This window comes from Fodinicola feengrottensis (assembly GCF_039530045.1).
GTDB lineage: Bacteria > Actinomycetota > Actinomycetes > Mycobacteriales > HKI-0501 > Fodinicola > Fodinicola feengrottensis.
Genome location: NZ_BAAANY010000002.1, coordinates 67,685 through 78,928 on the forward strand (window position 1 = coordinate 67,685; position 11,244 = coordinate 78,928).

10 protein-coding genes are annotated in these 11,244 nt (G+C 66.4%); 4 read left to right on the forward strand and 6 right to left on the reverse strand.

From position 1 onward, the window contains the following. The first annotated feature begins 70 nt into the window (after positions 1-70). Positions 71-1,231: a flotillin family protein gene (locus ABD301_RS02765; RefSeq protein WP_163567578.1), complete on the forward strand. Its 1,161-nt coding sequence runs from the start codon at positions 71-73 to the stop codon at positions 1,229-1,231. Positions 1,232-1,282: 51 nt separating this feature from the next. Here ABD301_RS02765 and ABD301_RS02770 read toward each other — a convergent pair whose 3' ends face one another. Then, positions 1,283-2,206 (reverse strand): tetratricopeptide repeat protein, encoded by a 924-nt coding sequence (locus tag ABD301_RS02770; RefSeq protein ID WP_163567493.1) that lies wholly within the window; start codon positions 2,204-2,206, stop codon positions 1,283-1,285. Between the two features lie 8 nt (positions 2,207-2,214). After that, on the reverse strand, positions 2,215-2,448 hold the full coding sequence (locus tag ABD301_RS02775; RefSeq protein ID WP_344306834.1) for a hypothetical protein: 234 nt from the start codon (positions 2,446-2,448) through the stop codon (positions 2,215-2,217). 247 nt (positions 2,449-2,695) lie between these two features. Between ABD301_RS02775 and ABD301_RS02780 the strand changes: the two genes are divergently transcribed. Then, positions 2,696-3,853 carry a glycosyltransferase gene (locus ABD301_RS02780; RefSeq protein ID WP_344306836.1) on the forward strand — a complete coding sequence of 386 codons (1,158 nt, stop codon included), beginning with the start codon at positions 2,696-2,698 and terminating at the stop codon, positions 3,851-3,853. On the opposite strand, the gene ABD301_RS02785 is transcribed toward ABD301_RS02780, so the two are convergent. Both ABD301_RS02785 and ABD301_RS02790 read right to left on the reverse strand, forming a co-directional pair. Continuing rightward, the gene (locus ABD301_RS02785; protein ID WP_344306839.1) at positions 3,812-4,456 is read right to left on the reverse strand and encodes a DUF3159 domain-containing protein; all 645 of its coding nucleotides are present in this window, start codon (positions 4,454-4,456) and stop codon (positions 3,812-3,814) included. The genes ABD301_RS02780 and ABD301_RS02785 overlap by 42 nt on opposite strands. Beyond that, positions 4,453-5,628: an FAD-dependent oxidoreductase gene (locus ABD301_RS02790; protein ID WP_344306841.1), complete on the reverse strand. Its 1,176-nt coding sequence runs from the start codon at positions 5,626-5,628 to the stop codon at positions 4,453-4,455. The genes ABD301_RS02785 and ABD301_RS02790 overlap by 4 nt, the downstream gene beginning before the upstream one ends. A gap of 99 nt (positions 5,629-5,727) precedes the next feature. Between ABD301_RS02790 and ABD301_RS02795 the strand changes: the two genes are divergently transcribed. Further along, positions 5,728-6,330 carry a TetR/AcrR family transcriptional regulator gene (locus ABD301_RS02795; protein WP_163567488.1) on the forward strand — a complete coding sequence of 201 codons (603 nt, stop codon included), beginning with the start codon at positions 5,728-5,730 and terminating at the stop codon, positions 6,328-6,330. Between the two features lie 14 nt (positions 6,331-6,344). On the opposite strand, the gene ABD301_RS02800 is transcribed toward ABD301_RS02795, so the two are convergent. Together ABD301_RS02800 and ABD301_RS02805 are read right to left on the reverse strand one after the other, a co-directional pair. Continuing rightward, complete coding sequence (locus ABD301_RS02800) at positions 6,345-7,652, reverse strand: multidrug effflux MFS transporter (protein ID WP_344306844.1); 1,308 nt, start codon at positions 7,650-7,652, stop codon at positions 6,345-6,347. Between the two features lie 186 nt (positions 7,653-7,838). After that, positions 7,839-9,656: a gamma-glutamyltransferase family protein gene (locus ABD301_RS02805; RefSeq protein WP_279579673.1), complete on the reverse strand. Its 1,818-nt coding sequence runs from the start codon at positions 9,654-9,656 to the stop codon at positions 7,839-7,841. A gap of 108 nt (positions 9,657-9,764) precedes the next feature. On the opposite strand from ABD301_RS02805, the gene ABD301_RS02810 reads away from it, so the two are divergent. After that, positions 9,765-11,234, forward strand: coding sequence for a glycoside hydrolase (locus ABD301_RS02810; protein WP_163567485.1), 1,470 nt, complete (start codon positions 9,765-9,767; stop codon positions 11,232-11,234). The last annotated feature ends 10 nt before the right edge of the window (positions 11,235-11,244 follow it).

Here is an 11,244-nt window from a genome sequence, read left to right on the forward strand (position 1 = left end):
GGGGCGCCCGGACGGTTCACGTGGTGGAGTGGTCCCCACACGATCCGAGCGTGGTGGATTAGGAGAGATGATGTTCGGCTATCACGTTCCAAGGCCTGACCAGGCGATGCTGATCTCCGGCGCACGCGGCCGGGCCGGCACACCGTTCCGGGTGGTCACCGGGCACGGCACCTTCGCCATGCCAGTTTTTCGTAAAGTTCGCTACCTCACGCTGTCCATGAACGAGGCCGAGGTCGCCGAAAACTGCGTCACGAAACAGGGCATCGCGCTGCAGGTGCGGGCCGTTATCGCCTTCAAAGTCGGAAACGACGACGAAAGCATCGTCAATGCCGCGCAGCGGTTCCTCTCCGACCAGGACCAGATGTCGGTGCTGACGGGCCGGATCTTCTCCGGTCACCTGCGCTCGATCGTCGGCTCGATGACCGTCGAGGAAATCGTCACCGAGCGGCAGAAACTCGCCACCGAGGTGCTGGACGGCTCCAAGGCGGAAATGGCGAAGATCGGTCTTTCGGTCGACTCACTGCAGATTCAGTCGATCGACGACATGAAGCTGGGATACATCGCCGCGATGGCGGCACCGCACAACGCGGCGATCCAGCAGCGGGCAAAGGTCGCGCAAGCGCAGGCCAACCAGCTCTCCGTCGAGGCCGAGCAGCAGGCGCAGCGCAACCAGGCCGAATACTCGCGGCAGACCGCGGTCGTCCAGGCGCAGTACAAGGCCGAGGTGGACAAGGCACAGGCCGAGTCGGCCCAGGCCGGCCCGTTGGCGCAGGCACAGGCACAGCGCCAGGTCCTGCAGGCACAGACCGAGTTGGCCCAGCGCGCCGCCGAGCTGCGCCAGCAACAGCTCATTTCCGAGGTCGTCAAACCGGCTGAGGCCGAAGCCGAACGGGTCCGCATTCTGGCTCAGGCGGACGCCGAGCGCATCCGCATCCAGGCCGAGGCGGCGGCCTCGCACAACCGGGTCGCGCTGGACCGGATGCTCATTGATCAGCTTCCCCTGCTCGTACGGGAGGCCGCTCAGGGCCTTTCCGGCGCCAACGTGAACATCCTCAACGGCGCCGACGGCCTCGGTGAAATCGCCGCCGGCCTGGTGGGTCAGGGTCTGGCGATCCTGGACTCGGTGAAGAAAGGCCTGCCGTCGTCGAATGCCGCTCCGGAGGCGTCCTCGTCTTCGGACGCGACCCCGCGCGGCCTGGAAGCCGTGCCAGCCGCCAAGAAACAGCAGTAGTTTCTTCCAGGAGGGCCCGGCGCCGGTGGCGCCGGGTCTTTCTTTTTTGCCTCAAGCCGCGAGGCAGCGCAGGTTTCGCTCGGTCAGCGCGAGATCTGGGTGCTCTGGACCCAGGATTTTCCGCTTGATCCTGATGGCTTTCTGGTAATACCGCCGAGCCTGCTCGGGACGACCCTGTGCTGCTTTGAGTACGCCGAGATCGTTGAATGTCACGGCCAGCTCGTAGTTGTCCGCGTCGTACACGCGCTGGAAGGTGGCCAATGCCCGCAGGTAAAGCCGCTCAGCTTCGTCGTACTTTTTCTGTCCCGCCAACAACGACGCCAATGCGGCCTGGTCAGCGGCCACGATCGGATGGTCCAGACCAAGCAGTTTGGCGCGAATCCTGACCGACCTGCGGGCCGCCGGCTCGCCGGCCGCGTACCGGCCGCGAGAATGCTCCAAGCCACCGAGGTTGTGCCAGAGCGACGCGGCGGCCAAGCTGTCCGGCTCCGCCATTTCCAGTGCCTGCCAATAAACAGTCTCGGCTTCGTCGAAACGTTTGGCGTATTTGTAGACGACACCTAAACCGCACAGTAGGGTGACCCGGTCCTGGCTCATCTCGACTTGCGAAAGGGCCGACTGGTAAAGCGCCGCCGCCGAGTCCAGTCGGTTGCCAATTCTTTCCATCACGGCCAGCCTGGCCAGCGCGTGAACCCGCAGCCGCGTATCACACGTGGTGCCGAGCGATTCAGTGATCGCAGCAGCCCGTTGAGCGTACGACTCTGCGTCGTCATATCGCGACAGCTGTTCGCAGATAGCGCTCAACCCGATGCACATATGGGCAACCTCGGCGTGTTCCGCGCCACGTACATTTTCCCATGCCGCTAGCGCGGCCTTGGCCGGCGCGAAAGCTAGCGCCGGCCGCCCCTGCACGTAAAACTCCCGAGCCCGCGCGTTTGCCTCTTTCGCCGCACCCAACTCGTCATTCGTGATCATGGCGGGTTTTATCGCCCGGAGCTTTTCGCCACACCAGCCTGGCTGTGATTGTTCGGCTCCTGCCGCAGCAACCATTCCCACTCGATGGCCGCGGGAACCTCAGCCTGGCTGTGATTGACATCGGGATTGGTGAGAATCCACGCCCAGTCGCTGACAGCGGTGTCGGCCTGATTGTGGTTATGCGGCTCGGTCATGGCCCACCAAATGTCGGCCACGTCACATTGTTTAGCGGTTGTAGTCATCTGCTCGCTCTCCTTGCCATTGTTTCCGAATCAACCATGACTCGAGAACGGCCCGAGAGCATCCGTAGTAATACCTAGATCAAAACCAGCCCGCCTTCGCTCGACCACACCCGTACATATCGCCGGCGCCCACCTGGCCGCCACCGTCCAAGCGGCCGTCGAAACCGTCGACGCCGGACCGCGTTGACATTTGTCAACAGGTAGACCGAAAGCCTACTGACGGCAAGGCGCGATGCATGATGGGGACATGCGGATCCTGATGGCGACCACGTCCGGCAGCGGGCATTTCCAGCCGATGCTGCCCTTCGGGGCGGCGTTCCGGCGAGCCGGGCACGAGGTGCTGGTGGCCGCGCCGCGGTCGTTCGCCGGCCAGGTCGAGCGGGCCGGCTACCCGTACTGGCCGTGTGACGACATCGCCGACGAGGACTTGGCGGTGGTGCACGCCAAGATCAAGAACGCGCCGCCCGGCGAGGGCAACCTGCTGACTGTTGGCATCGGCGCCGACCTCGCGCCGCGGGCCATCCTGCCCCGGATGCTCGCCGCCGTCGACCAGTGGCGGCCTGACCTGGTCTTTCGCGAAGTCGCCGAGCTCGGCTCGGCGCTGGCCGCCGAGCTGCGCGGGGTGCCCCAACTGCAGGTGCTGGTCGGGTTGGAGAAGTTCAGCAGGATCACCATTCCGGTCGGCGCACCGCTGCTCGCGCGCGTACGAGAGTCCGTCGGGCTGCCGCCGGATGAGGCCGGCGACCGCCTCCGCTCACTGCGGTCGGTGAGCCTGTTGCCGCCGTCCTTCGAGGAGTCGCCGGCCCCATCCATCCATCGCTTCCGTGACGACGTCTTCTCCCCGGCCGGTGCCTCTCCGAGCGACGAACCGTTGGTCTACGTGACCTTCGGTACGGTCGCCGGCGCGATTCCCTTTGCGGAGAGGGCGTTCCGCGCGACCGTCGACGCCCTCGCCGACCTCCCCGTCCGCGTCCTCGCCACCGGCGCCGACGCGGCCGACTTCACGGACCTACCGGCCAACGTACGTGTCGAGAAATGGGTCCCCCAAGACGACATTCTCCGAGCGGCCGCCGTGATGGTGTGCCACGGCGGGATGGGTACGGTCCTGGGCGCGCTGCGAGCCGGCGTCCCGCTGGTCGTCGTCCCCCAGTTCGCCGACCACCCCGACAACGCTGCCCGCGTCGAGGCTCTTGGCGCAGGCCTGCGGGTAGGCGTCGACGGCAGCACCGCCCCAGCCGATCCCGACGCCGTACGAGCGGCTGTGGTGCGAGTGCTCGCCGACCCGTCTTTTCGTTCAGCAGCCCAGGTGGTGGCCCGCGAGATCGCTTCGCTTCCGCCAGCGGACGAGGTGGTCGGTAGCTACCTAACTGGCGGGGATCGTCCCCGTCGATTGTTGGGTACGTAGGATTCGCCAGCACAGATATAGGCACACGGCCAGCGCCGGGGTTGTCAGCACGGTGGTCGCGATTCCCAGTGCGATCACGTTTTCGCTGACATACAGCGGAATCATTACGCCGGCAGCCAGAGCGAATTTGGTCAGGAAGACCGCGGTGCACCGCTGGTAGCGTCGTCGACGTACGAGGTCGCGCCGCCAGTTGAACCGGCCAAGCTGGTCACCGCGCGCTGTTTCGACGATGAGACCGACGATCGGCAGTTGGATCAGCATGGAAATCAGCACGATAGGGCCAAGGACCAGGTCGGGTAGCATTTCCGGAAGGTAGAAGTCGACGGCGTGTCCGGTGCCGCCGGCCAGGATCGTGGACAGGCCGACGATGGCCAGCGGGATGCCTGCCCGCCACCACTTTTCCGGCTGCCTGATCACCCGGATCAGCGCGATGATGAGTACACACCCCACGGCGATCAGTGCTGACGGCAGCACCTGCCCGGTCCGCAGGTAAACAAGCAGGAACAGTGCGCGGATGGTGACGGCTTCAGCGATAGTGCGCCAGCCGCCGACAGTGTCGAGCAGGGACAGCGACTTGCGGGTCAGGAAACTCATTCCAGTCATTCATGCCACCGGCTATGGGATGCGCTCCGGTGTTGCGCTGCCGACACTGGTTTCACGGCGTGGTTGTCGCTACGCATGTCGTGCTCGACGGCGCCGATCGCGGCCACCAGGTCTTCTTGTCCTCTGGCGGTCCTGGCGAGCGCGTCGCGGAGGCGGTACGCGTCGCGCATCGCCAGGTTGCCACCGAAACCGGGGGCCGCGTGGATGGCGTCACCGATGACCGTCACCGGACCCGCCGGCCACGCCGGTGTGGGAGGGATCATTCCGATCCGGAGCGCGACCGTCGCATGCGGCCAGGCGCCGTCGATGACGTCCAGCAGCGGCGCGGGAAGCCCCCTTGCCAGGCTCCGGGCTCGATGCCACACAGAGTGCGGCGAGTCGGCGGAGCCCAGCTGATCGGGTGTAACGGGCATCGCCCACATCACGTAGTCCTCGGCGCCGGTCACGGCGGCGGCGTGCAGGTCAGGCAGCCACCGGTCCCGCGCGGTCACTGGCGGCTCGGTGAACCGCAGAACACCCAGGACCACGATCCTGCCGCGCACCTGCGCACTGGTGGCGTTGTCACCAATCCGCGTGAGAAGTACGGTGTCGGCCACGGTCGCCAAGGGTGCCGCACCCATCAGCATGCGCTTACCCGTATCGATTACCCGCACCTGCGGGAGGAGCTGGCGGCGGACCGCCGATCCAACACCATCGGCACCGATCAGGGCGTCCGCGGTGTCCACGCTTCCATCGCCGAAGTACACCCGAACAGTGCCATTGGCACGAGTTTCGAATCGGGTGAACGGTGCGCCGAACCGTACGGCGTCCTCCAGCCCATGCAACAAGACCGCGCGTAGCAGCGGCCGGTCCACCTGCCGGCCGGCGCGCACCCCACCAGCTCCGCCGTTCAGTGGCTCGCTGCGTACGACGGTCAGTTCGCCGGCCACCTCGGACAACACCTGGGTCCGGTCCCGCTGTCGGCCCATCGCGGCTTGCGCCATCTTCAGGTGCGCCGGAGGAAGACATGCACTCAGTGCTGTCATCCCGCGATCATCCAGATGCAGGCTGACACCCTGCCGGCGCCGCTGCGGCCCGTCGCGTTCGTACACCCGGACCTCGATTCCCTCCCGACGGAGTCCCTGGGCCAGCGTCAAGCCACCGACGCCCGCCCCTACCACGATCACTTTCATGTACGGCCTCGTTTCTTCACCAGTTGGTGAAGTTCACGCTAGCGCGGCCGCGGTCAAAACACCACCGAATGATGAAGAAAGGCGGGTAGACTCCGACCGATGACAGACGACCTACCCGCGACGCGACCTGGACGCTGGCGCTCCGGTGCGCAGAGCAGGCAGCGAGTTCTCGACGCCGCTCGCACCCTGTTCGCCGCGCGCGGATACAGCGGCACCACCGTGCGCGCGGTCGCCGCCAACGCTGGCGTGGACCCGGCGATGGTGTATTACTTCTTCGGCACCAAACAGGGCCTTTTCAGCGCCGCGCTTGAGATGTCTCCGCAGGTCGCGCCGGCGCTACACGCGGTCTTCGCCGGCAGCTTGGACAGCATGGGGGTACGGATCATTCGGACCCTCTTGGAAGCCATGGACGCGTCCGACCACGTGCCGTTGGCGATCCTGACGCGGACGGCTCCGCATCATGACGAGTCCGAGGTATTGCTGCGCGAATTCATCGACCGGGAACTTACCGACCGATTGATGGCGATGCTCGACGCTCCAGATGCGGCGATGCGGGTCGGGACTGTCAATGCCTTCATCCTGGGCGTCGCCGTGGCGCGCTACGTCGTACGCATGGAGCCCGTTGCCAGCGCGTCCGTCGACGAACTGGTCGCGAGGATCGGACCGACCTTGCAGCAATGCCTCACCGGGCCGACTGCCTAGTGCGGACCGGAGGCCTAAGCTCGCGCCTCGGCAGCCACTTCAGACTCATGAGTCGCGGGCTCGTATCGCAGCAATACTCGCTGTCGAGCAGCCGCCGCACGGCCGGACCGGGGTCGGGCCAGGACGAGTTGGGCGGTCAACGACAACAGCGTCAGGCCGGCGATGAATCCAGCCATCGGGATCGCCGTAGAGCTGCCACCCAAGCCCATAAGAGCGGTCACAGCGCCACCGAGCACGAACTGGCTGGCGCCCATCAGAGCGGCGCCGGTGCCGGCGGATTTCGGGTAGTCGTTCAGGGCCATCGCCATCCCGTTGGGCATCACCAGGCCGATGCTCGCGACCATCACGAACAGCGGCACCGCGATCCACCACACGCTGCTGGGACGAGTGGTGGCGATGCCGAGCAGCACCGCGCCGGAGAGGGTGGCGATGACCACGCCGACGATCAGCAGCCGGCGGGGTGCGAAGTAGCTGACCAGCCGGCCGTTGACCTGGGTCATCGCGACCATTCCGAGCGCGTTGATGCCAGCCGCGACGCCGTACGCCTGCGGGGTCAGGTGGTAAATGCCCTGGTAGACGAAGGACGCGGCGGCTATGTAGCCGAAGACAGCGCCGAACATCAGGCCGTTGGTCAGCGCGTAGCCGACGTAGATGCGGTCGGTGATCAGCACCCGGTAGCTGCGCAGGGCCGTACGAACGCCGCCGGTCGTCCGGCGGTCCGCGGGCAGGGTCTCCGGAATCGCGAAATACGCGGTGGCCAACAGCCCCAACGCGACCACGGCCAGGAACCAGAACACGCCGCGCCAGTCGACCAGCCTCAGCAACTGGCCGCCGATCATCGGCGCGAGGATCGGGCCGAGGCCGGTCACCAGCATCATGGTGGACAGCAGCCGGGCCGCGGCGGCCCCGGCGGCCAGGTCGCGGACCATGCCCATCGCGACCGCGACGCCGAACGCGCCGGCCACACCCTGCAGGAACCGGGCGCCGATCAGGATCTCGATGCTCGGCGAGACGGCCAACAGCACCGACATCGCCAGGTAGATGGTGAGCCCGATCAGCATCGGCCGGCGCCGTCCGATCGCGTCCGAGAGCGGGCCGGAAATCGGCTGACCGAGCGCCAGCCCGACCAGGAATCCGGTCAGCGTCAGCTGCACCGACGCCTCGCTCGCGCCCAGCTCGTGCTGAATGGTCGGGAACGCCGGCAGGTAGAGATCGATGGACAGCGGCCCCAAGATGGTGATCGCCCCCAGCAGCAGCACCAACCCGACGCGTGGTCGGCCGGTCGCCGTGACTGTCGGCTGGGATGTCTTGACGCTGGTCACCGTGGCCGCCCTTTCCAGTGAAAATTTCTCGACAACACCACCGTCGCACGGGGGTACGACAAGAAAGCCCTAGCTAGATCTTTTCTGGTTAATCGACGTGGCGCGACGGAATATTTCACTGGCGAAAAGTGAGCCAGCTAACACTTGTTCCGTCACATCAATACAGACTCCGGTACGCCGGAAAACTCATCGCCCGGCGGCGTACCCCTGCGCACCTCGCGGATTGGCGGCCGCACGCAGGAAACCTCTGCCAGGGAAGTCCGCGTCCCGCGCGACCGCGGACAGCCGGCCCAGCGTCCACGGCCCCTCGACGGTGACCGCGTGACCGCGGCGGCGCAGCTCGGCGATCACCGGCTCGCCGATCCGGTCCTCGACCACCATCTGGCCCGGCTGGGCCAGCCGCGGATAGAACGAGCTCGGGAAGTGCACGCTGTGGAACGCCGGCGCGTCGATGGCCTCCTGGAGGTTCATCCCGCCGTGTACGAGAGAGAGGAAGAGCTGCAGGCTCCATTGGTCCTGCTGGTCGCCGCCGGGCGTACCAAAGGCCAGCCACGGCCGCCCCTCCCGCAGCGCGAAGGACGGCGTCAGGGTCGTACGCGGCCGCGATCCCGGCCGCAGCGTCGATGGGAGGCCTTCCTGGAGCCGGAACATCTGGCCGCGGGTGCCCAGGCAGAAGCCGAGCGCCGGGATCACCGGCGAGCTCTGCAGCCAGCCGCCGCTGGGCGTGGCGGACACCATGTTGCCGAACCGGTCGGCCACATCCAGGTGGCAGGTGTCGCCGCGGACTCGGCCGTCGGATCCCAGGGTGGGCTCCCCCACCCCGTCCGGCATCGGCGCGTCGCTGACACCCTGGCTCGGGTCAGCGGTCAGGTCGGTACGCACCGAGGGCAGCACCGGCTGTCGCCCATCCGGCCGCCCGGGCCGCAGCTCGGTATTCGCCGTTTCACTCACCAAAGCGGCCCTGGTGCGCGAATACGCCTCGGACAGCAGCGCCTTCAGCGGTACGTCAACAAAGTTCGGGTCGCCGTAGAAGGCCTCCCGGTCGGCGAAGGCAAGTTTGGCGCACTCGATCACGGTGTGGACGTAGTCGGCGCTGCGCAGATCCATCGCGGCGAGATCGAAGCTGCGAAGCAATCCCAGCTGCTGCAGGAAAACCGGCCCCTGTCCCCAGGGTCCGGTCTTGCAAACCGTGTAACCGTGGTAATCCAGCGTGACCGGTTCCTCGACGGTCGCCTCCCAGCCGGCCAGATCGTCGCCGGTGAGCAGCCCACCATGCGACTCACCGGAGGTGTCCGGCCACTGAGTTTCCGCGCAGAATCGAGCAATCTCGTCCGCGACGAACCCGCCGTACCAAGCCTGCACAGCGGCGGCCAGCTGGCCGTCCCGGTCGGCGGTGACCGACTCGGCTTGCTCCAGAACTCGTTCGTACGTACGGGCAAGCGTCGGATTGCGCAGCCGGTCGCCTTCAGCTGGCACCGCACCGCCGGGCAGCCAGATCTGCGCGGACGTCGGCCAGTCCGTACGCAACAGCCGCTCGACCACCCCGATCGTGTTCACAATGCCGGCGACGGCGGGGAAACCCTTGTCAGCGTACGAAATCGCCGGCTCCAGCACGTCCCGAAGCGACCATGTGCCGTGCTCACGTAACATTCGCAGCCAGCCACCGAAGGCGCCCGGCACGGTCGCGGCCAGCAGGCCGGTGCCCGGCATGATGTCCAGCCCGAGCGCGGTCATCCGCTCGATCGTCGCGGCGGCCGGCGCCACCCCTTGTCCGCAGATCACCGAAACTCGCCGCGCGGCCTCGCTCCACAGCAGGATCGGCACCTCGCCGCCTGGCCCGTTCAGGTGTGGTTCGACCACCTGCAAGACAAAACCGGCCGCGGCCGCCGCGTCAAAAGCATTTCCGCCGCGTTCGAGCACACTCATGCCCACAGCGGAGGCAAGCCAGTGCGTACTGGCCACCATTCCATGGTCGCCAGTCAGCTCGGGTCGAGTGGTGAACACCGCAAACACTCCTCACGTAGTTTTTCTGTGCGAACCCGTCGGACTATGGAACAAGTCGGCCAATTCTGGTACGTGTAGGAAGTTGAAATCCGACCGACGGGAGCCCACATGGACCGCCGGACCTTCCTCGCTTCGTCCAGCGCCGCAGCCCTGAGTGTGCTGGTGCCGCCGGTGTCCACCGAGGCCGACATGTCGGTCGCGATCGACCCGAAGACGACATGGTGTGTCTGGGAAGGCTGGGGCACTTCGCTGTGCTGGTGGGGCAAGGCGTACGGCACCCGGGACGACCTCGCTGACCTGCTGTTCACCACCAACCAAGTGTCGTACGAGGGCAATCTGTTCCCCGGTTTGGGGCTGACTGTCGTGCGCTACAACGCTGGCGCTTGTACGGCGGCGAAAACCAGCGACGGGTCCACGATGGTGCCGTCGTCCAATATCCCAGCGAGCCGGCAAATGGAGGGTTACTGGCTGGACTGGACGAGTGCGGACCCGAGTTCGGCGAGCTGGAACTGGCTGGCCGATGCCGGCCAGCGGGCGATCATGGGCAAGGCCCGCGACCGTGGCGCGACCACCTTCGAGCTGTTTTCGAATTCGCCGATGTGGTGGATGTGCTACAACCACAATCCGTCCGGCTCCCCGATCGGGATCACCGACAACCTGCAGTCCTGGAACTACCAGCAGCACGCGGTCTATCTCGCCACCGTCGCGAAATACGCGCACGACCACTGGGGCATCGACTTCGCGTCGGTGGAGCCTTTCAACGAGCCGGCCGCGCCTTGGTGGACCGCCTTCGGCACCCAGGAGGGCTGCCATTTCGGCGCCTCCACTCAACAAACCGTGGTCGGAGGCCTCCGCCGAGAGCTGGACAGCCGCGGCCTGACCAGCACGATGGTGGCCGCCTCCGACGAAAACACGTACGACCAGGCCCGCGCCACCTGGGGAGGTTTCAGCAGCCAGGCCAAAGGCAGCGTCGGCCGGGTCAACGTGCACGGCTATCAGCAGGGCGGCGGCCGCCGTGACCTGCTCTACAACGACGTCGTCGTCGCGGCCGGCAAGAAACTCTGGAATTCCGAGTACGGCGAAAACGACGCGACCGGTCTGAGCATGGCCAGCAATATCAACCTGGACATGTATTGGCTGCATCCCAGCGCCTGGGTTTACTGGCAGGTGCTGGACGGCTCGGACTGGGGCCTGCTGGACGCCGACGAAACCGCCGGCACCGTCGGCACGGTGCGCCGCAAGTTCTATGTGCTGGCCCATTACAGCCGGCACATCCGGCCGGGCATGCAGGTGATCCGCAGCGCGGACCCGAACACCGTCGCTGCGTACGATCAGGCCACCCGGAAGCTGGTCCTGGTTACCGCGAACTTGGGCACCGCGCAGTGGGTTTCCTATGACCTGTCCGCTTTCGGGACGGTGGTGGGCGATCTCGGCCAGGTCCGCCGCTGGGTCACCCAGACCGACGGCGGCGACGCGTATCAGGCCTATTCCGACACATCGTTGTCCGGCAAGGGTTTCCGCTGCTGGTTTGGCACAAACACCGTTCAGACGTTCGAAATCGACAACGTTCTGCGCTGAATCGCCGGCG